Genomic DNA, 22058 nt, shown 5'->3' on the forward strand with positions numbered 1-22058 from the left:
AACATAACAAACGGCTCAAGAGGGATTGCCAACGCGTGGCGGCTTTAGTGCAAAATTGAAATTCAGTGTTTACAGTGTGTTTTTTGAGTTCGGCTATGCGTTGTCAACCCCTTAGCCGGGCGTTATGCAACTCAGGTAAATTTAGGGGTTTAATCTTTTGAGGTTTCTCCGGCCATTCGTTTTGTGTTGTCGGCAAATGAGCATTTTTACCCTAAAATTCGTGGTTTACTCAAGCCGTAAAACAGGCAAGGTTCTTTGTTTGCCTCAATGAGTTTTGGTGCTTGTTTGTTGTGAATTTAGCGGGCGCAAAGTGTGGAAAGGGCAAGTTAATCGAGCATTTCGCATTTTCTGAAAGTCTTGCTTGTTGAGTTTTCCTGGTTCAAAAGCTTGGTTTGTTGTTGAAAGGTGGACTTTGTTTTGGCGGCTAATTTATCACGGCTCCTACTTGGGTTGTTTCTTGAATCACTCAACCATTGCAATCGTGGCTTTTGATCGAGTAAAGTCAGTTTATCTTATTGAATTTGCATAACAAACGGCTCAAGAGGGATTGCCAACGCTTGGCGGCTTTAGTTCAAAATTGAAGTTTAGTGTTTACAGTGTGTTTTTTAAGTTCGGCAGTGCGTTGTCAACCCCTTAGCCGGGCGTTATGTGTTTGGTTAGTTTTTAGGTCAAAGCTACGATTTCATTGAGAATTCGTTCTGTGTTTTCGGCAAGTTGGCTTGGTCAAACTGGATTCTTGAACAACTTGAGATTGATCGTTTTCAAGGTTCTTGGGTTGCCTCAATGGAGTGCTGGAGCTGGTTTGTGTTGGGTTTCGGTGGTTTCAAATCGCTTTAATTGAAATGTCTTTTTGACTGATTTGTTTGCTGAAGCTCAGCTCTAATAGTCTGGTGAAGCAAAAGGTTTTGTTGTGGGTGAAAGGGCGCTTTCTTTGTTGTCGATTCTGTAAGTGACTCTCTTTGGCTAAGAACGCTGTGAAATTTAGGGTTTGATAAGCATCATTTTTGTACGTAACTTATTAAAATCTCTTCATTTCTACGGTGGTTTACTTTGAATTCACGGTTACATTCACATAACAAGCAATTCAAGTGGATTCTCAACGCGTGGCAGTTTTACTATGCGTTGAGTAAAGTGTTTATGGTGCAATGCAGTGGCTTGGCCAGTGCGTTGTTCACCACTTAATTGGGCGTTATGTGGCAGGAGAGAATGTGACCCCAGTAGCTGTTCTTGTTCATGTTTCTGATGTGAAATCTGGTCTTGAGTGGTATCAAAAAGCTTTCCCCGAAGCGGTTCTGGTATATCACCCAGAGTTCGATTTTACAGTGCTTGATTTAAACGGTTTCTCGCTTGAAATAGTGCAAGCAGATGAGAAAGTCGATTCTGGTAAAAAAGGGACTGTTGTCTATTGGTCAGTCGCTAATTTAGTTGAAGCCTTGGCTCATTTCGAAGCTCTTGGCGCAAGGTTATATCGTGGACCGATGGAAATCGAAAATGGGTTGTCGATATGCCAAGTTGAAGACCCATTTGGTAACCTAATTGGCTTACGTGGAATAGCCACATAACAAACGGCTCAAGAGGGATTGCCAACGCGTGGCGGCTTTAGTGCAAAATTGAAGTTCAGTGTTTACAGTGTGTTTTTTGAGTTCGGCGATGCGTTGTCAACCCCTTAGCCGGGCGTTAGGTATTTGGAGGCATCATGAGATCAATCTTGTTGATTATTTGTACTGTTTTATTAAACGGCTGCTTGGGCATGCCCAAATCAGTAAAGCCAGTGTCGGATTTTGAACTGAACAATTATTTAGGTAAATGGTACGAGGTTGCTCGACTTGATCACTCCTTTGAAAGAGGTTTAAATCAGGTTACTGCGGAATACCGTGTTCGAAATGATGGCGGTGTTTCGGTTCTTAATCGTGGTTATTCCGAAGAGAAAGGTGAGTGGAAAGAGGCTGAAGGCAAAGCTTACTTTGTAAATAGTCCAACAGACGGTTATCTGAAGGTTTCATTTTTTGGTCCGTTTTATGGCTCTTACGTGGTGTTTGAGTTAGAGCGTGAAAACTACAGTTATGCCTTCGTGTCAGGGCCGAATACAGAATATCTGTGGTTACTTTCAAGAACGCCTAGAGTCGAACCAGACATTCTGGAGAAGTTCGTTCAAATGTCGAAAGAGCGTGGTTTTGATACAAATCGGCTCATTTACGTTCAGCAGCAATAAATACCTAACAAACGGCTCAAGAGGGATTGCCAACGCGTGGCGGCTTTAGTACAAAATTGAAGTTCAGTGTTTACGGTGTGTTTTTTGAGTTCGGTGGTGCGTCGTCAACCCCTTAGCCGGGCGTTAGGCAAAGTGAGTTTTTATCAGCCAAATCGGGTTTGAATTGAACGGCGAATTCCATGTTCTCATGGCTGGACTTAAGCAATAAATCGTCATCACCTATTTGCTGTTTCTTGATCGCGTTGGGTTGTTTATCGTTGTGAATTTAGCGGCAAAATAACCTTCAGCATCCAAACGTCCGCCGAGCATGCTACGCTCGTCACTTTTCTTCTAAATCGCTCAATTTGAGTTTTTTTGTTTCTTTTCTGATTTGGCATTTTGGTTTATAAATGAATCGGTTAGTTTGTTTCAAATTTACAAAAAAAGCTCGTTCTTTGGTTTTGAAAGTCTCAGTGTCAATCTGTTGGCCTAACAAACGGCTCAAGAGGGATTGTCAACGCGTGGCGGCTTTAGTGCAAAATTGAAGTTCAGTGTTTATAGTGTGTTTTTTGAGTTCGGTGGTGCGTTGTCAACCCCTTAGCCGGGCGTTAGTTTCTCTTAGGAAAATCCATCAAAAATTCAAACTCAAGGCTCTGAAAAATCAGCGTTTAGCATTCAATCTGCACAATTTAGCTTTTGAGTTTTTGACGATGCTGATTCGGTTGAAAGCGCTGAAAGTTCAGCTATTTCAAAGTCGCTGAAAGCCAACAAGTCTCGATGCTTCAATGCTGTTGGATGTTCAACACAGTCAGTTTGGTTTCATAAAAGGCTGCATCATCGCTGTGATCTGGTTTTCTTTGTCGCGGACTCTTAACTGTGGCCAACTTAACCTTGATCGTTTTGAGTTTTGGCTGCCAACTTCACAGCTTTTGGTGTTGGACGTGTGTTTGTTTGATGCATTTGCGTAAAATGATCTTCAAACAAATGTGTTAAAAAAGTCATTGTTAAACAATGGGCTACGAAACTAACAAACGCCTCAAGAGGGACTGTCAACGCGTGGCGTTTCCAGTCCCAATGAGCCGCGGTGGTTGCAGTTGTTGTGTTTGAGTTTGGTGGTATGCGTTGCTCACCACTTAATGCGGCGTTAGGCAAAGTGAGTTTTTATCAGCTAAATCGAGTTGGAATTGAACGGTAAATTCCATGTTTTCTGGCTTAAGTTAAGCAATAAATAGTCATCACATATTTGTTGTTTCTTGATCGCGTTGGGTTGCTTTTCGTTGTGAGTTTAGCGGCAAAATAACCTTCAGCATCCAAACGTCCGTCGAGCATGCTACGCTCGTCACTTTTCTTCCAAATCGCTCAATTTGAGTTTTTTTGTTTCTTTGCTGATTTAGCATTTTGGTTTATAAATGAGTCGGTTAGTTTGTTTCAAGTTTGCAAAAAAGCTCGTCCTTTGGTTTTGAAAGTCTCGGTGTCAATCTGTTGGCCTAACAAACGGCTCAAGAGGGATTGCCAACGCGTGGCGGCTTTAGTTCAAAATTGAAGTTCAGTGTTTACGGCGTGTTTTTTGAGTTCGGCTATGCGTTGTCAACCCCTTAGCCGGGCGTTATGCAACTCAGGTAAATTTAGGGGCTCAATCTTTTGGGATTTCTCCGGCCATCCGTTTTGAGCTGTCGGCAAATAAGCATTTTCGCCTTCCAATTCGTGGTCAACTCAAACCGTAAAACAGGCAAATATCTTTGTTTGCCTCAATGAGTTTCGGGGCTGGCTTGTTGTTAAACTAGCTAGTGCAAAGTGTGGAAAGGGCAAGTTATCTGATCATTTCGCATTTACTGAAAGTCTTGCTCTGTGAGTTTGTCTAATTCAAAAGCTTGGTTTGTTGTTGAAAGGTGGGCTTTGTTTTGGCGGCTAATTTATCACGGCTCTTGCTTGGGTTGATTCTTGAATCACTCAACCATTGCCATGGTGGCTTTTGGTCGTGATAAGTCGGTTTATCTTATTGAATTTGCATAACAAACGGCTCAAGAGGGATTGCCAACGCTTGGCGACTTTAGTGCAAAATTAAAGTTCAGTGTTTACACTGTGTTTTTTGAGTTCGGCGGTGCGTTGTCAACCCCTTAGCCGGGCGTTATGGCTATCAAGTTGAGTTCATCATTAATGTCGGTAAATTGGTTTAAATTGGAGTACTATTCTGCGATTAAACTTGCTGAAGAACTCGATGACAATACCAATTAAAAATGTATCAAATCCGGAAATATCGTGCTCAAACTGCCATGCTTGTTGTTGCCGTTTGGAGGTTATGATCATTACCGATACAGGTGTACCAGAGCAGCACATTGCATTTGATGAATGGGGTGGAGAAACTATGCTGCGTTTGTCAGATGGTTGGTGTTCAGCTCTAGATCGTGAAACGTTCATGTGCACAATTTACGAAAATCGCCCTTGGATTTGTCGAGAATTCGAAATGGGCTCTTACGAATGTCGAGATGAACGGATAGACCTTTCCTAAATTTTACCCAATAAATCAGTAAGTTGTTAGCCATAACAAACGGTTCAAGAGGGACAGCCAACGCGTGGCATTTTTATTATGCGTTGGTTTTTGTGGTTACGGTGTTATGCGTAAGCTTGGTTGTGGCGTTGGCTGCCCCTTAACCGGGCGTTATGAGCTAGAGGGTAATTAGGAGAATAGTTCTGTTGATCAGTGTGGCTGTATTTTGTGTCATTGTGGGTTTCTACTTTTGGTATGGAGAAAGTGATACGTCGGTAAAGGAAGCGTGTATTGCAATGTTTGCTTATATTGCATATACGATTTTGTATTTGTTTGTTCCGCCTTTCCCTTTGGGTACGTCATCACATATGGGGCAATTATACGGTTTTGTGCCACTGTTATCTTTTGGGGCCATTTTGTTTCCGCATTTCAATACACAATCACCGGAAACAGTAACACGAACAATCGGTTGGATTGGTCTTGTCACGGTTGCATTTATCCTCGTTTGCTTCAAACTTTTTGTCTGGTAAGTGGGCAACGTAAGTACGCTCATAACAAACTGTTTAAGAGGGATTCAGCACGCGTGGCATTTTTGGTATGCGTTGATTTTAGTGTTTAAGGTGGTATGCGGTGGCATAGGTATTGCGTGCATCACCCCTTAACAGGGCGTTAGCTGAGGTTAAGAGAAATCATAAAATTACGTGTTTATTTTTCTTAGTCTGAGGCTCTAGCTTTACACCTGAAAGTCAGCACTTTTCCACGTATCTCGCCAGTGGCACTGTTCGTGAAGTGGTTGAACTAACCAAAGTCTATTTACGGGAAGTGGTGTGTTTGTTTATTTCTTTGGTGCGGCTTCTTTGGTTTTGAAGCTCTTTCGCGCTTAAGTTGATTTCGCGCACTTGGTTGTTGGCTTCTTCGACATAATTCTTTGTAAATTTAAGTCTTAGAAGCTCGTCAGTTTTCCTGCTATTTCTTCTTTGCCAAGTGCGTTTCGTGGATTAGGTTTTAGTTTCTCAGTTGTCCGTTTTACTTTACCGCTTGAAAGCAATAATGTGTTTTAAATTAGGCCGTTGGGTAGTCAATCTCCGGCTAAAGTGTAACAGCTAACAAACGGCTCAAGAGGGATTGCCAACGCGTGGCGACTTTAGTGCAAAATTGCAGTTCAGCGTTTAAGTGTGTTTTTTAAGTTCGGCGGTGCGTTGTCAACCCCTTAGCCGGGCGTTAGGCAAAGTGAATTTTTATCAGCTAAATCGAGTTGGAATTGAGCGGTAAATTCCATGTTTTCTGGCTTAAGTTAAGCAATAAATAATCATCACATATTTGTTGTTTCTTGATCGCGTTGAGTTGCTTTTCGTTGTGAGTTTAGCGGCAAAATAACCTTCAGCATCCAAACGTCCGCCGAGCATGCTACGCTCGTCACTTTTCTTCCAAATCGCTAAATTTTAGTTTTTTGTTTCTTTGTTGATTTAGCATTTTGGTTTATAAATTAATCGGTTAGTTGGTTTTAAGTTTGTAAAAATCCCTGTTCTTTGGTTTTTAAAGTGTCGGTGTCAATTGGTTGGCCTAACAAACGGCTCAAGAGGGATTGCCAACGCTTGGCGGCTTTAGTACAAAATTGAAGTTCAGCGTTTACAGTATGTTTTTTGAGTTCGGCTATGCGTTGTCAACCCCTTAGCCGGGCGTTATGCGACTAAGCAAAAAATCTTCTATGTCTCTCTTTTTCGCTCTCTCTGGCCATCTGTTTTATGGTGTTGGCAAGTCAGCATTGTCGGCCCAAGCTCTTGAATTACTCAGGCCGTAAAGCATGCCAAATTTCTTGGGTTGCCTCATTTGTTTTCGGAGCTTGTTAGTGGTGAGCTTGGTTGGCTCAAAGCGCTGAAAGGACAAGTTTATCGGCGGTTCCTCTTCGCTGTTTGTTCTCAGCGTTGAGTTTCTCGAAGCAAAAGCAGAGTCATGCGCTGAAATTCACCATTAGTCACTTGTGGGAAGCTGGTCTGTAACATAGTGACTTCGGCTGTTCGGTGAATCACAAAAAGTGTTTGGTTTGTTTGTGGTTTTTCATGTCTAAGGTAATCTTCATCTGCCCAACTTGGCTTATGCGCGTGAATTCGCATAACAAACAATTTAAGCAGATTCGCAACGCTTGGCATTTTTGGTTTGAATCGGTTTTAGTGTTTACGGCACAATGGTTTAGGTGTGGTGGTCGCGTTGCTCACTACTTAATTGGGCGTTATACCGTTTTAACTTACGCGCAGAGCATCGTATAGGTTCTAGTTTATAAAAAAACCGTCAGAAGACGGCTTTGGACGTAATTATCGAGGGTTTAAGCGCAGCACTTTTTGTACTTTTTCCCGCTTCCGCAAGTGCACGGTTCATTACGGTTTGGTGTTTTGTCATAGGTAATAGTTTTAGGTTTGTTTAATAGCGTATTAAGCTCAACTGTGTTCTCTGGTTGCTTTGAGTCAATAACAATATCAGCCACTATCGAGTGCTCAGAAAGTAATATTTCTATTTCTGCTTTACGAGCCTCGGTTGGGACGACAACATTGATTGGAGCCTCGTCAGTGCCTGCTTTTACATCACGGTTTACGTTGTAGCCTGAAATGACGTGGTTTTGTCTAGCATCGATTCGACCTTTGAAAAATAGTTTGGACATTTGCAACTCACTGATGGATTGTTGTGGTGTAATTTGGCCGCGATTATACGGCACTATGGCAATTGATAAAGAAGTTCCTACAATATGCATCGGATTACGGTATAACAAACGGCTCAAGAGGGATTGCCAACGCGTGGCGGCTTTGGTGCAAAATTGAAGTTCAGCGTTTACAGTGTGTTTTTTGAGTTCGGCGGTACGTTGTCAACCCCTTAGCCGGGCGTTATGGCTATCAAGTTGAGTTCATCATTAATGTCGGTAAGTTGGTTTAAATTGGAGTACTATTCTGCAATTAAACTTGCTGAAGAACTCGATGACAATCCCAATTAAAAATGTATCAAATCCGAAAATATCATGCTCAAACTGCCATGCTTGTTGTTGCCGTTTGGAGGTTATGATCATTACCGATACAGGTGTACCAGAGCAGCATATTGCATTCGATGAATGGGGGGGAGAAACGATGCTGCGTTTGTCAGATGGTTGGTGTTCAGCTCTAGATCGTGAAACCTTCATGTGCACAATTTACGAAAATCGCCCTTGGATTTGTCGAGAATTCGAAATGGGTTCTTACGAATGTCGAGATGAACGGATAGACCTTTCTTAAAGTTTTGCCCGTTAAATCAGTGAGTTGTTAGCCATAACAAACGCTTCAAGAGGGACAGCCAACGCGTGGCATTTTTAGCATGCGTTAGGTTTTGTGATTACGGTGTTATGCGGAAAGTTGGTCGTGGCGTTGGCTGCCCCTTAAGCGGGCGTTAGGCAAAGTGAGTTTTTATCAGCTAAAACGAGTTTGAATTGAACGGTAAATTCCATGTTTTGTGGCTTAACTTAAGCAATAAATCGTCATCACATATTTGTTGTTTCTTGATCGCGTTGGGTTGCTTTTCGTTGTGAGTTTAGCGGTAAAATAACCTTCAGCATCCAAACGTCCGCCGAGCATGCTACGCTCGTCACTTTTCTTCCAAATCGCTCAATTTGAGTTTTTTGGTTTCTTTGCTGATTTAGGTTTTTGGTTTATAAATTAATCAGTTAGTTTGTTTCAAGTTTACAAAAAAGTTCGTTCTTTGGTTTTGAAAGTCTCGGTGTCAATCGGTTGGCCTAACAAACGGCTCAAGAGGGATTGCCAACGCGTGGCGGCTTTAGTACAAAATTAAAGTTCAGTGTTTACGGTGTGTTTTTTGAGTTCGGTTGTGCGTTGTCAACCCCTTAGCCGGGCGTTATGCAACTCAGGTAAATTTAGGGGTTCAATCTTTTGGATTTCTCCGGCCATTCGTTTTGTATTGTCGGCAAATGAGCTTTTTTACCTTCAAATCCATGGTGAACTCAAGCCGTAAAACAAGCAAAGTTCTTTGTTTGCCTCAATGAGTTTTGGTGCTGGTTTGTTGTGAATTTAGCGGGCGTAAAGTGTGGAAAGGGCAAGTTAATCGAGCATTTCGCCTTTTCTGAAAGTCTTGCTTGTTGAGTTTTCCTGATTCAAAAGCTTGGTTTGTTGTTGAAAGGTGAACTTTGTTTTGGCGGCTAATTTATCACGGCTCTTGCTTGGGTTGATTCTTGAATCACTCAACCATTGCAATGGTGGTTTTTGGTCGTATAAAGTCGATTTATCTTATTGAATTTGCATAACAAACGGCTCAAGAGGGATTGCCAACGCTTGGCGGCTTTAGTGCAAAATTGAAGTTCAGTGTTTACGGTGTGTTTTTTGAGTTCGGTGGTGCGTTGTCAACCCCTTAGCCGGGCGTTAGCTGAGGTTAAGAAAAATCATAAAATTCCGTGTTCATTTTTTCTTGGTCTGAGGCTCTAGCTTTACACCTGAAAGTCAGCACTTTTCCATGTATCTCGCCAGTGGCACTGTTCGTGAAGTGCTTGAACTAACCGAAGTCTGTTTACGGGAAGTGGTGTGTTTGTTTATTTCTTTGGTGTGGCTTTTTTGGTTTTGAAGCTCTTTCGCGCCTAAATGGGTTTTGCGCACTTAGTTGTTGGCTTCTTCGAAAGAATTCTTTGTAAATTTAAGTCCTAGAAGCTCGCCAGTTTCCCTGTTATTTCTTCTTTGCCAAGTGCGTTTCGTGGATTAGGTTTTAGTTTCTCAGTTGTCCGTTTTACTTTGTCGCTTGAAAACAATAATGTGTTTTAAATTAGGCCTTTGGGTAGTCAATCTCCGGCTAAAGTGCAGCAGCTAACAAACGGCTCAAGAGGGATTGCCAACGCGTGGCGACTTTAGTGCGAAATTGAAATTCAGTGTTTAAGGTATGTTTTTTGAGTTCGGCGGTGCGTTGTCAACCCCTTAGCCGGGCGTTAGGCGTCAGTTTGTTCCAAGAAGATTGAACAGAAGGGTGATAATGTAGGCGTTTCATTTTATGCATTTTTTGCTAATAAAAATGACGACCCAGATTTGTTAATGGAAGCCGCCACATGGTGGATTCAAGAACACAAATTAGATCATTTTGGAAAAGCTCATAAAATCATGGCAATGGTAAAATCTGATATTTAGTGAACTGAGCCATAACAAACGGTTTAAGAGGGACTGCCAACGCGTGGCGGTTTTTGCTTAAATCAACATTTGTGATTACGGTTGCTATTTTAGGTTCGGTGTTTTGCGTTGTCAGCCCCTTAACCGGGCGTTAGGCAAAGTGAGTTTTTATCAGCTAAATCGAGTTGGAATTGAGCAGTAAATTCCATGTTTTCTGGCTTAAGTTAAGCAATAAATAATCATCACATATTTGCTGTTTCTTGATCGCGTTGGGTTGTTTATCGCTGTGAATTCATCGGCAAAATAACCTTCAGCATCCAAACGTCCGCTGAGCATGCTACGCTCGTCACTTTTCTTCCAAATCGCTCAATTTGAGTTTTTTGTTTCTTTGTTGATTTGAAGTTTTAGTTTATAAATGAATCGGCTAGTTAGTTTTAAGTTTACAAAAAAGCCTGTTCTTTGTTTTTGAAAGTATCGTTGCCAATCTGTTGGCCTAACAAACGGCTCAAGAGGGATTGCCAACGCTTGGCGACTTTAGTGCAAAATTGAAATTCAGTGTTTACAGTGTGTTTTTTGAGTTCGGTGGTGCGTTGCCAACCCCTTAGCCGGGCGTTAGCTGGGGTTAAGAAAAACGGTGAATTTAGGGTGGAAAGGCTTTCGGTTTTCTAGCTACACACCGGACAAATCTCAGCTTCTCAACTATCTCGCCAGTGGCACTTTTCGGGAAGTGTTTGAACTTAACGAAGTCTGCTTACGGGAAGTGTTGTGTTTGTTAAGTTCGTTGGCGCGGTTTCTTTGCTGTTGAAATTCATGAATGCCAAAATTTATTTCGTGTGCTCTGTCGTTGGCTTTTCCGATAGAATTCTTTGCAAATTACTATGCTCAGGAATGGGGATTTCCTCGGTCATTTCTTCTTTGCCAAGCGCATTTCGTGGATTAGGCTTTAATTTCACAGCTGTCCGTTTTACTTTGTCATTTGAAAGCAATAATGTGTTTCAAATTTGGCATTTTGGCGTAATTCGCTAGCGAAAGTGCAGCAGCTAACTAGGCGTTTAAGACGGATTCCCAACGCTTGGGAGTTTCGGCTCTAGGTTGAGTTTTGTGTTTAAGGCGCAATGGTTTAGGATTGTGGTCGCGTTGCTCACCACTTAACGCAGCGTTAGCTGAGGTTAAGAAAAATTATAAAATTCCGTGTTTATTTTTTCTTAGTCTGAGGCTCTGGCTTTACACCTGAAAGTCATCATTTTTCCGCGTATCTCGCCAGTGGCACTGTTCGTGAAGTGCTTGAACTAACCGAAGTCTTTTTACGGGAAGTGTTGTGTTTGTTTATTTCTTTGGTGTGGCTTCTTTGGTTTTGAAGCTCTTTCTCGCTTAAATGGATTTCGCGCACTTGGTTGTTGGCTTCTTCGACATAATTCTTTGTAAATTTAAGTATTAGAAGTTCGTCAGTTTTCCTGCTATTTCTTCTTTGCCAAGTGCGTTTCGTAGGTTAGGTTTTAGTTTCTCAGTTGTCCGTTTTACTTTTCCGCTTGAAAATAATAATGTGTTTTAAATTAGGCTATTGGGTAGTAAGTCTCCGACTAAAGTGCAGCAGCTAACAAACGGCTCAAGAGGGATTGTCAACGCTTGGCGACTTTAGTGCAAAATTGAAGTTCAGGGTTTACGGTGTGTTTTTTGAGTCTGGCGGTGCGTTGTCAACCCCTTAGCCGGGCGTTATGTTTTTACTCAATTTTTCAGTTTATTGTAGGTTTTTATGACACCAGAATATCGTGTTGATGCGGAACAGAGAATTGAATCTTACCTTTCAGGGCAAGATATCAAGGACATTAAGTTCATACAAGTTGAGCAGACATTTACAGACATGGGCGGTGAAATTCATGTTTGGAATGTTAAAACCAAAACCGATGGTAGTTGGTGGATCGTGGAAGGTGAGGGTGTTCCAATGAACCTATACACTCAAACCGAGTACCCCACGTTTAGTAGACACTTTGCTAAGTTAGATCTAGGGTCTAATTGAGAGGTGATTTATGGCTAAACATCGTAATCCAGCGTACACCGAAGAGTTCCGCAAAGAAGCAGTTCGTCTTGCCAGTCTTCCTGGCCGAACAGCTGTCTCCGTTGCCAAGGAGTTGGGCATCAGTGCCCAACAAATCCGGAACTGGAAGCGCCAGTTCACACGCCTATCTGATAAACAGTTTAACACCTTAGACGGTGTCGATTACTCGAAGAAAGAGTCCGAAGAGCTTCGAGCGCTTAGGCGCGAGAACAAGCGGCTTAAAGATGAAATGGAATTCCTAAAAAAGGTGTCGGCGTACTTCGCGAAGCAGCAAGAGTGAAGTACGAGTTCATTGAAAGTTATGCCGGTGAGTACTCGATTAGCCTAATGTGTCGTACTTTAGAAGTGAGTCGAGGTGGTTACTACAAATGGAGCCATCATACGCCGAGTGAGCGTTCAAAGCGGCGAGAGCGCTTTGAACAGCTAGTCATGTGTACCTTTGCTCAATATAGGGCACGTTACGGTTCAGTGCGGATAACCGAAGAGCTAAATGAAGCCGGTTATGCCTGCTGCGTGAACTATGTGGCTGATATCATGAAGGAGAAAGGTATCAGGGCACGGAATGGCAAAGGGTTTAAATACAGCAAGGATGTGGCCGCTATGATCAATGTAGCTGATAATTTACTGCGTAGAGACTTTGAGTCTGAGACACCGAATCAGAAGTGGGTCACGGACATCACGTATATCTGGGTGAAGAGCCGCTGGCTCTTCTTAGCAACAGTGATGGACTTGCATTCAAGGCGTATCGTGGGTTGGTCACTAGGGATAACGATGACGGTTGAGCTCATCACCAATGCCCTAAAAATGGCGTTTGAATCACGTAAGCCGCCTAAGGGCGTCATTATTCATTCGGACCGTGGTGTACAATACAGGGCATATAAATATCAAGACTTCATGCGTAAGCATGGAGGTGTACCGAGCATGAGTCGACAGGGTAACTGTTGGGATAATGCGGTGATGGAGTCGTTCTACAGTCGACTCAAAGTCGAACTGATATACGCAGAAGACTACCAAACTATCGAAGAAGCCCGAATGGGTATCTTCGAATACATCGAGGTATTTTACAATCGCAAAAGAAGACACTCAGCGTTGGGGCATGTCAGCCCAGTTGAGTACGAAAGTATGTAGTTATGTACTGTCTACTTTTTGTGGGGTACACCACAAAACGAATTTTACTTTTCAGCCGATGAGGCTTATTCATTTCACCTTGGCATTTCTCAACGTCTTCAAGCACGTCATCATCTTGAGTTCAAACACATTATTGATGAGGTTCCACTCGATATTGAACATGTAAAATCTATTAGCCGGCGTCTTAATAACGCAGCTGTTGCTTTGAATGACGTAACTGCGCCAGAAGATCTTCAAGCGATAGGTTTGACATGTAGGGAAAGCTTAATTGAACTAGCGGGAGTGTTGGTGAATGACAATCCTAATTTACTTGAAGAAAAAGGGCTTAAAGCTGCTGACTTCAAAGGTATTGCGAGAGAAGTAATTGCAATATACGCTCCAGGGAAAAGTAATTGCAAATTGCGTAAGCGTAGCAGGGACGTCATGGAAGCTGCATGGGATCATTCATCTGAAATTGTGCATTCCCCAAACAAAAATATACCTGACGCAAAAATATGCTTATTGTTAACTTGTTCGGCAGTCTCGTTGATTCAAAACTTGTTTCTCAAATATCTTGGGTTCGATAGCGAGCCTAAGTGTTCTGTCTGCAAAAGCATGGATTTTGAAATATTGGTTTCAGAGGATAGTGAAGAAGCTCTATTTAGCTGTAATAGTTGTGGTAATCAGGAGCAGTTGTCATAAAAAACATAACAAACTGTTTAAGAGTGATTCGCAACGCGTGGCATTTTTACTGTGCGTTGCGTTTGTGTTTAAGGTGGTATGCGGTAGCTTAGGTATTGCGTTGCTCACACCTTAACAGGGCGTTAGGCAAAGTGAGTTTTTATCAGCTAAATCGGGTTTGAATTGAACGGCGAATTCCATGTTCTCATGGCTGGACTTAAGCAATAAATCGTCATCACATATTTGTTGTTTCTTGATCGTGTTGGGTTGCTTTTTGTTGTGAATTTAGCGGCAAAATAACCTTCAGCATCCAAACGTCCGCCGAGCATGCTACGCTCGTCACTTTTCTTCCAAACCGTTAAATTTGAGTTTTTTGGTTTCTTTGCTGATTTGGCATTTTGGTTTATAAATTAATCGGTTAGTTTGTTTCAAGTTTACAAAAAAGCTCGTTCTTTGGTTTTGAAAGTATCGTTGTCAATCGGTTGGCCTAACAAACGGCTCAAGAGGGATTGCCAACGCGTGGCGGCTTTAGTGCAAAATTGAAGTTCAGGGTTTACAGTGTGTTTTTTGAGTTCGGCGGTGCGTTGTCAACCCCTTAGCCGGGCGTTAGCTGAGGTTAAGAAAAATCATCAAATTACGTGTTTATTTTTCTTAGTCTGAGGCTCTAGCTTTGCACCTGAAAGTCAGCACTTTTCCACGTATCTCGCCAGTGGCACTGTTCGTGAAGTGTTTGAACTAACCGAAGTCTTCTTACGGGAAGTGGTGTGTTTGTTTATTTCTTTGGTGCGGCTTCTTTGGTTTTGAAGCTCTTTTGCGCTAAATGGATTTCGCGCACTTGGTTGTTGACTTCTTCGAAAGGATTCTTTGTAAATTTAAGTCTTAGAAGCTCGCCAGTTTTCCTGTTATTTCTTCTTTGCCAAGTGCGTTTCATGGATTAGGTTTTAGTTTCTCAGTTGTCCGTTTTACTTTGTCGCTTGAAAGCAATAATGTGTTTTAAATTTGGCCGTTGGGTAGTACATGTCCAGCTAAAGTGCAGCAGCTAACAAACGGCTCAAGAGGGATTGCCAACGCTTGGCGGTTTTAGTGCAAAATTGAAATTCAGTGTTTACAGTGTGTTTTTTAAGTTCGGCGGTGCGTTGTCAACCCCTTAGCCGGGCGTTATAAGCAATTATGGGATAATGAGAGTGAAATATAAGATTCTTTTAGTTTTGTTCCTTGGTTTGACTTTTGGGTTCAACGCTCAAGCCAAGAACTGTAAAAAAGGGCAGCCATGTGGAAACTCATGCATTTCATGGAAGAAAACTTGTCGTATAGGCACTTACTCCTCAGATACTTACACATCACCCAAATCTTCTACCAGTGTTCAGTCATCTAAATATACATCTCAAAGTGAAATAAGAGCTGGCGACTATGAGGTAACTGCTACCAAACTAAATGTTCGCGACAATCCATTTGGTTCGAAAGAGATTGTTGGTACTTTAAGTAAAGGTCAAAGAGTGTATGTGCATTCATTTGTCAGCGGTTGGGCTATGATTCGTTATAAATCGTCTTTTTATTGGGTGAGCCAAAAGCATCTCAAGAGGATCAACTAAAAATTGCTTATAACAAACGGCTCAAGAGGGATTGCCAACGCGTGGCGGCTTTGGTGCAAAATTGAAGTTCAGCGTTTACAGTGGTTTTTTGAGTTCGGCGGTGCGTTGTCAACCCCTTAGCCGGGCGTTAGGCAAAGTGAGTTTTTATCAGCTAAATCGAGTTGAAATTGAACGGTAAATTCCATGTTCTCAGACTGAACTTAAGCAATAAATCGTCATCACCTATTTGTTGTTTCTTGATCGCGTTGAGTTATTTTTCGTTGTGAGTTTAGCGGTAAAATAACCTTCAGCATCCAAACGTCCGCCGAGCATGCTACGCTCGTCACTTTTCTTCCAAACCGCTCAATTTGAATTTTTTGTTTCTTTGCTGATTCAGAATTTTGGTTTATAAATAAATCGGTTAGTTGGTTTCAAGTTTACAAAAAAGCTCGTTCTTTAGTTGTGAAAGTATCGTTATCAATCGGTTGGCCTAACAAACGGCTCAAGAGGGATTGCCAACGCTTGGCGACTTTAGTACAAAATTGAAGTTCAGTGTTTACAGTGTGTTTTTTGAGTTCGGCAGTGCGTTGTCAACCCCTTAGCCGGGCGTTATATGCCAGTAATCAGAAAGTCGATAGCAGCAATAATCTCATTTCTAAAAGTGCTCAACTCATTCACAGGATCACGCAGGATTTTAGTTGGAACACTCGCCATTTGATGAGTTAGGATTACGAAGTCGCCTTCATCAATGTGGATCACTGGGCACAGGTGGGTAGGGGCTTTCTTCTCTAACATTTCAACCGGTGTTAAGGGAATCACCAGTCGGGTATTCAGCGTATCAAGCATTTCACTTTGAACATCAACAAAGTATGGGTAAGCGGTAGCAGTGCTTTTATCGTTATTTTGGTATAGTGAAAATTGTGACATTAGAATACTCGGTAAGAATCGGAAAACAGGCCGTGATTTTCTGTTAGTTCATTGCAAACGCTAATAGCATCTGCATTTTGCTCTAACCACTCAGTTTTACGGCGTTGTTTAACTTCTTTTTCAAGAGCTTTTTCCATTGTTGCAGAGAGGTTTATGTTTAGTCGCTTAGCTTCAGCGAGTAGTTCGCTGTTTAAGCTTAAGTTTGCAGCCTTTTTGGGTGCTTGCGTACTATATGAGTTTCTCATGATAATTACCTATGCGTATTTTTAGTGCGCATTAAGTATAGGCGCACGAAAGGCATATAACAAACAATTTAAGAGTGATTCCCCACGCTTGGCATTTTTGGTTTGGGTTTAGTTTAGTGTTTACGGCGCCCTAGTTGAGTGCAGTGGTAGCGTGGCTCACACCTTAATTGGGCGTTATGCCTCTTTTGTAAACCTCTAGCAATTACTTAAATTAAGGTCTAAAATCAGGTCTGATTTTAATGCTTATATGGTGAAGTTATGAGACAGGTACTAGCGAATTGCTCTGCCAGTATTTCAGAGTTAAAGAAAAATCCAACTGCTCTTTTGAACGAGGCTGATGGTTCAGCTATTGCGATCCTTAACCACAACAAACCCGCAGCTTACCTTGTACCGGCTGAAACTTACGAGTATCTGATGGATATGCTTGATGATTATGAGCTTTCCCAAATAGTAGATAGTCGTCGTGGTGATTTGTCGCAAGCTGTGGAAATCAATATTGATGACTTATAAGTTAAAGTTTTTGCCTGCAGCCCAAAAGGAGTGGAGTAAGCTAGCGCCAACGATTCAGAGTCAATTTAAAAAGAAACTTAAAGAAAGGCTAGAAAACCCCCACGTCCCATCATCAAAATTACGAGGTTATGATTCTGTTTACAAAATCAAACTTCGTACATCTGGTTATCGTTTGGCTTATGAAGTCATCGACAATGAAGTTGTCGTTTATGTACTCGCTGTTGGTAAACGAGATAAAGACGCTGTTTATAAGAAGCTGGCTTCACGCTTCAGCTAGCGGCATAACAAACGCTTCAAGAGGGACAGCCAACGCGTGGCATTTTCACTATGCGTTGGTTTTTGTGATTACAGTGTCATGCGGTAAGTTGGTAGTAGCGTTGGCTGCCCCTTAAGCGGGCGTTATGCAACTCAGGTAAATTTAGGAGTTCAATCTTTTGGGATTTCTCCGGCTGTTCGTTTTATGTTGTCGGCAAATGAGCTTTTTCACCCTAAAATTCGTGGTCAACTCAAACCGTAAAACAGGCAAATTTCTTTGTTTGCCTCAATGAGTTTTAGCGTTGGCGCGTTGTAAATTCAGTGGGCACAAAGTGTGGAAAGGGCAAGTTTATCGAGCATTTTGTACTTGCTGACGTTTTCGCTCGTTGAGTTTTCCTGACACAAAAGCTTGGTTTGGTGCTGAAAGGTGGACTTTGTTTTGGCGGCTCATTTATCACAGTTCTTGCTTGGGTTGATTCTTGAATCACTCAACCATTGCAATTGTGGCTTTTGGTCGTGTAAATTCTGTTTATCTCATTGAATTTGCATAACAAACGGCTCAAGAGGGATTGCCAACGCATGGCGGTTTTAGTGCAAAATTGAAGTTCAGTGTTTTCAGTGTGTTTTTTGAGTCTGGCAGTGCGTTGTCAACCCCTTAGCCGGGCGTTATATGCTTTATCAGTTCAGGAGAAGAAATGGATATTTTGGTAGAACAAGAAATCGAACTTCACCAGTATGAGATACGAAAAAATAGAGCTGATATTGAACGCCTAATTCACCCGAGTTTTACTGAGGTTGGTAAATCAGGTAACAGTTTTAACTTTGACTCGATAATCGAAATGATGAGTTCAGAAAAGCCTTCGGATTTGCATGTTCATTCGCAAAATTACGAATGTATTCAACTTGAACCGTCAGTTCAGCTTCTTAAATATGAATCAGCTTTAGTCAAAGAATCTGGTGAAGTAAGCGATTATGCTAAACGTTGTTCTATTTGGGCATTTACTGGTAGCTGTTGGCAGTTGAAGTATCATCAAGGAACGCCATGTGCGGCTTTTGAATTGATATAAAACTAGGCTTGGTGGTCAGGCATATAACAAACGCTTCAAGAGGGACAGCCAACGCGTGGCATTTTTACTATGCGTTGGTTTTGGTGATTATGGTGTTGTGCGAAAAGTTAGTAGTAGCGTTGGCTGCCCCTTAAGCGGGCGTTATGCAACTCAGGTAAATTTAAGGGTTCAATCTTTTGGGATTTCTCCGGCCATTCGTTTTGAGCTGTCGGCAAATGAGCATTTTTACCCTCAAATTCATGGTTAACTCAAACCGTAAAACAGGCAAGATTCTTTATTTGCCTCAATCGGTTTTAGCGTTGGCGTGTTGTCAATTTAGTGAGCGCAAAGTGTGGAAAGAGCAAGTTAATCGAACATTTTGTATTTGTTGAAGGCTTCGCTCGTTGAGTTAGTTTGGTTCAAAAGCCTAGTTTGTCGCTGAAAGGCAGACTTTATTTTTGCGGCTTATTTATCACGGCTTTTGCTTGGGTTGATTCTTGAATCACTCAACTATTGCAATTGTGGTTTTTGATCGAGTAAAGTCAGCTTATCTTATTGAATTTGCATAACAAACAATTTAAGAGGGATTCCCAACGCTTGGCATTTTTTCTTCTACTTCACTTTTAGTGGTTACGGTGTAATGCTTTAGGTTGGGTGGTAGCGTTGCTCACCCCTTAATTGGGCGTTAGGTTTACGGCAAAATAGGAGTGATATATGCCAGCAGTTAGAAATATTGTAAGGGACTTTCGTGTAGAAGAAGCAAAGGCAGAAAGGAAGTGCCATGCGAACTCCTCACACAAGATTCTCGCAGGAGAAAAGCACTTTGCATACGATGATCCAGGTAGAATTAATATATGCAAAGAGTGCGCGGATGGCGTACTTAAAGTTGCAGCGAATCATTTAGAAAAGGTCAGAGTTGAGTTGTCTAGGTAACGTAATAAATAGGATGTTCAAATGAGTAAAATATGCGGTATTGAGTTAAAGGGACATGAAGCAATATTCACTGTTTTAGAAAATCAAGGCGATGATAGTTTTGCTGTCAAAGCAATTGATAAAAAGAAAATTTCATTGAAAGACAGTGAAAAAAGAGAATGCATCAAAGAGTTTAAAAATGAAATAAATGAGTTTTTTGATACTAACGACATAAGTAAGGTTTATATTAAAAAACGTAGTAAAAAAGGAGATTTTGCTGGAGGTGCTGATACCTTTAAGATGGAAGCTATTATTCAAGATTCAGATGTCGAAGATGTAATATTAATTTCTTCTCAAGCGATTTCTTCGTATCAAAAAAGGAATGACACAGATATGCCTAGTGAGCTAAACAAGTATCAGCACAATGCATATTTAACAGCTGTGACTGGTGCGAAAAAATAAACCTAACAAACGCTTCAAGAGGGACAGCCAACGCGTGGCATTTTTACTATGCGTTGGTTTTTGTGGTTACGGTGTTATGCGGAAACTTGGTAGTAGCGTTGTCTGCCCCTTAAGCGGGCGTTATGCGATTAGAGGAAGACAATAATGAGAGCACCATTTCAAGTATTAGTGTTTCCGTATCAAATGCTCGAAAAACAACCTCGATACTTAATCGGCCAACGAAGTGATAATGGTGTATGGCAAGCTATTTCAGGCGGTGGTGAAGATAGTGAATCTATTCTTGAAGCAGCAAAGCGTGAACTTCAAGAAGAAACTAGTTTAATTGGCTGTGATTGGCAGCAATTGGACTCAATGTGTATGCTCCCCAAAGTGTACTATGCGGATCATGAAAATTGGGCTAATCATCGGTTTGTAGTGCCTGAATATTCTTTTTCAGTTCGAGTGTCTGCTGAGCCTAAGTCATCAAATGAGCATACAAATTTTCGTTGGTGCGGCTTTCAAGAAGCGAGTGAACTTTTGAAATATGATTCAAACAAAATAGCTTTATGGGAGCTTGATCAGAGGCTTAAGAGCGCGCTTTGAAAAATCGCATAACAAACGCTTCAAGAGGGACAGCCAACGCGTGGCATTTTTACTATGCGTTGGTTTTTGTGATTACGGTGTTATGCGGAAAGTTAGTAGTAGCGTTGGCTGCCCCTTAAGCGGGCGTTAGGCAAAGTGAGTTTTTATCAGCTAAATCGGGTTTGAATTGAACGGCGAATTCCATGTTCTCATGGCTGGACTTAAGCAATAAATCGTCATCACATATTTGTTGTTTCTTGATCGTGTTGGGTTGCTTTTCGTTGTGAATTTATCGGCAAAATAACCTTCAGCATCCAAACGTCCGCCGAGCATGCTACGCTCGTCACTTTTCTTCCAAATCGCTTAATTTGAATTTTTTGTTTGTTTGCTGATTTAGGGTTTTGGTTTATAAATTAATCGGTTAGTTTGTTTTAAGTTTACAAAAAAGCTCGTTCTTTGGTTTTGAAAGTATCGTTGTCAATCGGTTGGCCTAACAAACGGCTCAAGAGGGATTGCCAACGCGTGGCGGCTTTAGTGCAAAATTGCAGTTCAGAGTTTACAGTGTGTTTTTTTGAGTTCGGCAATGCGTTGTCAACCCCTTAGCCGGGCGTTAGGCAAGGTGAGTTTTTATCAGCTAAATCGAGTTGAAATTGAGCAGTAAATTCCATGTTTTGTGGCTTAACTTAAGCAATAAATCATCATCACATATTTGCTGTTTCTTGATCGCGTTGGGTTGTTTATCGCTGTGAATTCATCGGAAAAATAACCTTCAGCATCCAAACGTCCGCCGAGCATGCTACGCTCGTCACTTTTCTTCCAAATCGCTCAATTTGAGTTTTTTGGTTTCTTTGCTGATTTGAGATTTTGGTTTATAAATGAATCGCTTAGTTGGTTTTCAGTTTTCAAACAAGCCTTGTTTTTTGGTTTTGAAAGTATCGTTGTCAATCGGTTGGCCTAACAAACGGCTCAAGAGGGATTGCCAACGCGTGGCGGCTTTAGTGCAAAATTGAAGTTCAGGGTTTACGGTGTGTTTTTTGAGTCTGGCGGTGCGTTGTCAACCCCTTAGCCGGGCGTTAGGCAAAGTGAGTTTTTATCAGCTAAATCGGGTTTGAATTGAACGGCGAATTCCATGTTCTCATGGCTGGACTTAAACAATAAATCGTCATCACATATTTGTTGTTTCTTGATCGCGTTGGGTTGCTTAGCGCTGTAAATTCAGCGGCAAAATAACCTTCAGCATCCAAACGTCCGCCGAGCATGCTACGCTCGTCACTTTTCTTTCAAATCGCTCAATTTGAGTTTTTTGGTTTCTTTGCTGATTTGAACTTTTGGTTTATAAATGAATCGCTTAGTTGGTTTTCATTTTTCAAACAAGCCTTGTTCTTTGGTTTTGAAAGTATAGTTGTCAATCTGTTGGCCTAACAAACGGCTCAAGAGGGATTGCCAACGCGTGGCGACTTTAGTGCAAAATTGCAGTTCAGTGTTTACAGTGTTTTTTTTGAGTTCGGTGGTGCGTTGTCAACCCCTTAGCCGGGCGTTATGTGAATAGGACAATTATGGCGTTTACGGAATCAGATAAAGAGATCATAGAAATCCTTAAAGGTCAGAGAGGTAAACAAAGTGAACTCATAGACCCAGATGAGCTTTTGAGAAGATTTTTCTTGAAGATATTCTTCTTTGTATCTGTATTGGGTTTACTTGCTGTCGTTGTTTTGGATTTCAACGGAGCGGAAGATGTTGGAAGTGTCGCAGATGTTTCAGCGATGTTCTTTGCGCTATTTTTTGGTTGTTTAACCCTCTTGTAGTGGCATAGTGAATTTGGTCACTTAGTTAGAGGTGATATCATCACCTCATAAGTTAACAGGTGACATTATGACAAAACGTACAAGACGACTATTTAGCGCAGAATTTAAGTTAGAAGCAGCG

General features: G+C 41.6%; 20 protein-coding genes. 17 read left to right on the forward strand and 3 right to left on the reverse strand.

Annotation, left to right across the window (positions count from 1 at the left end; all coding sequences use genetic code 11):
• Positions 1-1208 precede the first annotated feature (1208 nt).
• The 4 genes from AACV12_RS02325 (at position 1209) to AACV12_RS02340 (ending at position 4700) form a co-directional block, all read left to right on the forward strand.
• Positions 1209-1562: a VOC family protein gene (locus AACV12_RS02325; RefSeq protein ID WP_026028594.1), complete on the forward strand. Its 354-nt coding sequence runs from the start codon at positions 1209-1211 to the stop codon at positions 1560-1562.
• 134 nt (positions 1563-1696) lie between these two features.
• Positions 1697-2212 (forward strand): lipocalin family protein, encoded by a 516-nt coding sequence (locus tag AACV12_RS02330; protein WP_094125889.1) that lies wholly within the window; start codon positions 1697-1699, stop codon positions 2210-2212.
• A 764-nt stretch (positions 2213-2976) separates the two neighbouring features.
• A complete protein-coding gene (locus AACV12_RS02335) occupies positions 2977-3159 on the forward strand; it encodes a DUF645 family protein (RefSeq protein WP_170901403.1) in 183 nt (60 codons plus the stop codon).
• Positions 3160-4409: 1250 nt separating this feature from the next.
• Positions 4410-4700, forward strand: a complete 291-nt coding sequence (locus AACV12_RS02340; protein WP_080569473.1) for a YkgJ family cysteine cluster protein — start codon at positions 4410-4412, stop codon at positions 4698-4700.
• Between the two features lie 2302 nt (positions 4701-7002).
• On the opposite strand, the gene AACV12_RS02345 is transcribed toward AACV12_RS02340, so the two are convergent.
• Positions 7003-7335, reverse strand: a complete 333-nt coding sequence (locus AACV12_RS02345) for a PBPRA1643 family SWIM/SEC-C metal-binding motif protein (protein ID WP_047691624.1) — start codon at positions 7333-7335, stop codon at positions 7003-7005.
• A 310-nt stretch (positions 7336-7645) separates the two neighbouring features.
• On the opposite strand from AACV12_RS02345, the gene AACV12_RS02350 reads away from it, so the two are divergent.
• From AACV12_RS02350 to AACV12_RS02380, 7 genes are all read left to right on the forward strand, one after another.
• A complete protein-coding gene (locus AACV12_RS02350; protein WP_079855511.1) occupies positions 7646-7936 on the forward strand; it encodes a YkgJ family cysteine cluster protein in 291 nt (96 codons plus the stop codon).
• 1713 nt (positions 7937-9649) lie between these two features.
• Positions 9650-9820, forward strand: coding sequence for a DUF6500 family protein (locus AACV12_RS02355; protein ID WP_339377030.1), 171 nt, complete (start codon positions 9650-9652; stop codon positions 9818-9820).
• A gap of 1732 nt (positions 9821-11552) precedes the next feature.
• A complete protein-coding gene (locus tag AACV12_RS02360) occupies positions 11553-11816 on the forward strand; it encodes a hypothetical protein (RefSeq protein WP_212754933.1) in 264 nt (87 codons plus the stop codon).
• A 10-nt stretch (positions 11817-11826) separates the two neighbouring features.
• A complete protein-coding gene (locus AACV12_RS02365) occupies positions 11827-12135 on the forward strand; it encodes a transposase (RefSeq protein WP_004413754.1) in 309 nt (102 codons plus the stop codon).
• Positions 12132-12983 carry an IS3 family transposase gene (locus tag AACV12_RS02370; RefSeq protein ID WP_094147625.1) on the forward strand — a complete coding sequence of 284 codons (852 nt, stop codon included), beginning with the start codon at positions 12132-12134 and terminating at the stop codon, positions 12981-12983. Before AACV12_RS02365 ends, AACV12_RS02370 begins: the two co-directional genes overlap by 4 nt.
• Positions 12984-13001: 18 nt before the next feature.
• Positions 13002-13664, forward strand: coding sequence for a hypothetical protein (locus AACV12_RS02375; protein ID WP_212754934.1), 663 nt, complete (start codon positions 13002-13004; stop codon positions 13662-13664).
• A gap of 1163 nt (positions 13665-14827) precedes the next feature.
• Positions 14828-15235: an SH3 domain-containing protein gene (locus AACV12_RS02380; protein WP_170901408.1), complete on the forward strand. Its 408-nt coding sequence runs from the start codon at positions 14828-14830 to the stop codon at positions 15233-15235.
• A gap of 588 nt (positions 15236-15823) precedes the next feature.
• Here the strand turns inward: AACV12_RS02380 and AACV12_RS02385 are convergent.
• Positions 15824-16141, reverse strand: coding sequence for a CcdB family protein (locus tag AACV12_RS02385; protein WP_020838906.1), 318 nt, complete (start codon positions 16139-16141; stop codon positions 15824-15826).
• Complete coding sequence (locus AACV12_RS02390) at positions 16141-16386, reverse strand: type II toxin-antitoxin system CcdA family antitoxin (protein WP_170901410.1); 246 nt, start codon at positions 16384-16386, stop codon at positions 16141-16143. The genes AACV12_RS02385 and AACV12_RS02390 overlap by 1 nt, the downstream gene beginning before the upstream one ends.
• A 258-nt stretch (positions 16387-16644) precedes the next feature.
• On the opposite strand from AACV12_RS02390, the gene AACV12_RS02395 reads away from it, so the two are divergent.
• From AACV12_RS02395 to AACV12_RS02420, 6 genes are all read left to right on the forward strand, one after another.
• The gene (locus AACV12_RS02395) at positions 16645-16896 is read left to right on the forward strand and encodes a type II toxin-antitoxin system Phd/YefM family antitoxin (protein WP_001250181.1); all 252 of its coding nucleotides are present in this window, start codon (positions 16645-16647) and stop codon (positions 16894-16896) included.
• A complete protein-coding gene (locus tag AACV12_RS02400; protein ID WP_000221356.1) occupies positions 16886-17173 on the forward strand; it encodes a type II toxin-antitoxin system RelE family toxin in 288 nt (95 codons plus the stop codon). Before AACV12_RS02395 ends, AACV12_RS02400 begins: the two co-directional genes overlap by 11 nt.
• A 673-nt stretch (positions 17174-17846) precedes the next feature.
• A complete protein-coding gene (locus AACV12_RS02405; protein WP_138040454.1) occupies positions 17847-18218 on the forward strand; it encodes a nuclear transport factor 2 family protein in 372 nt (123 codons plus the stop codon).
• Positions 18219-19151: 933 nt separating this feature from the next.
• Entirely contained in the window at positions 19152-19571 is a 420-nt protein-coding gene (locus AACV12_RS02410; protein ID WP_170901414.1) for a DUF3010 family protein, read from the forward strand.
• Between the two features lie 144 nt (positions 19572-19715).
• Positions 19716-20153, forward strand: coding sequence for an NUDIX hydrolase (locus AACV12_RS02415; protein WP_170901416.1), 438 nt, complete (start codon positions 19716-19718; stop codon positions 20151-20153).
• 1535 nt (positions 20154-21688) lie between these two features.
• Entirely contained in the window at positions 21689-21937 is a 249-nt protein-coding gene (locus tag AACV12_RS02420) for a hypothetical protein (RefSeq protein WP_170901419.1), read from the forward strand.
• The last annotated feature ends 121 nt before the right edge of the window (positions 21938-22058 follow it).

It is taken from the genome of Vibrio sp. 2-2(8), assembly GCF_963888495.1.
In the GTDB taxonomy this organism is placed as follows: Bacteria; Pseudomonadota; Gammaproteobacteria; order Enterobacterales; family Vibrionaceae; genus Vibrio; species Vibrio anguillarum.

What these genes read in the sequence shown, in the direction of transcription:
- AACV12_RS02330 (WP_094125889.1), top strand. Translation starts at nt 1,697, where the DNA reads ATGAGATCAATCTTGTTGATTATTTGTACTGTTTTATTAAACGGCTGC.
- AACV12_RS02335 (WP_170901403.1), top strand. Translation starts at nt 2,977, where the DNA reads ATGCTGTTGGATGTTCAACACAGTCAGTTTGGTTTCATAAAAGGCTGC.
- AACV12_RS02340 (WP_080569473.1), top strand. Translation starts at nt 4,410, where the DNA reads ATGACAATACCAATTAAAAATGTATCAAATCCGGAAATATCGTGCTCA.
- AACV12_RS02345 (WP_047691624.1), bottom strand. Translation starts at nt 7,335, where the DNA reads ATGTCCAAACTATTTTTCAAAGGTCGAATCGATGCTAGACAAAACCAC.
- AACV12_RS02350 (WP_079855511.1), top strand. Translation starts at nt 7,646, where the DNA reads ATGACAATCCCAATTAAAAATGTATCAAATCCGAAAATATCATGCTCA.
- AACV12_RS02360 (WP_212754933.1), top strand. Translation starts at nt 11,553, where the DNA reads ATGACACCAGAATATCGTGTTGATGCGGAACAGAGAATTGAATCTTAC.
- AACV12_RS02365 (WP_004413754.1), top strand. Translation starts at nt 11,827, where the DNA reads ATGGCTAAACATCGTAATCCAGCGTACACCGAAGAGTTCCGCAAAGAA.
- AACV12_RS02385 (WP_020838906.1), bottom strand. Translation starts at nt 16,141, where the DNA reads ATGTCACAATTTTCACTATACCAAAATAACGATAAAAGCACTGCTACC.
- AACV12_RS02390 (WP_170901410.1), bottom strand. Translation starts at nt 16,386, where the DNA reads ATGAGAAACTCATATAGTACGCAAGCACCCAAAAAGGCTGCAAACTTA.
- AACV12_RS02395 (WP_001250181.1), top strand. Translation starts at nt 16,645, where the DNA reads ATGAGACAGGTACTAGCGAATTGCTCTGCCAGTATTTCAGAGTTAAAG.
- AACV12_RS02400 (WP_000221356.1), top strand. Translation starts at nt 16,886, where the DNA reads ATGACTTATAAGTTAAAGTTTTTGCCTGCAGCCCAAAAGGAGTGGAGT.
- AACV12_RS02405 (WP_138040454.1), top strand. Translation starts at nt 17,847, where the DNA reads ATGGATATTTTGGTAGAACAAGAAATCGAACTTCACCAGTATGAGATA.
- AACV12_RS02410 (WP_170901414.1), top strand. Translation starts at nt 19,152, where the DNA reads ATGAGTAAAATATGCGGTATTGAGTTAAAGGGACATGAAGCAATATTC.
- AACV12_RS02415 (WP_170901416.1), top strand. Translation starts at nt 19,716, where the DNA reads ATGAGAGCACCATTTCAAGTATTAGTGTTTCCGTATCAAATGCTCGAA.
- AACV12_RS02420 (WP_170901419.1), top strand. Translation starts at nt 21,689, where the DNA reads ATGGCGTTTACGGAATCAGATAAAGAGATCATAGAAATCCTTAAAGGT.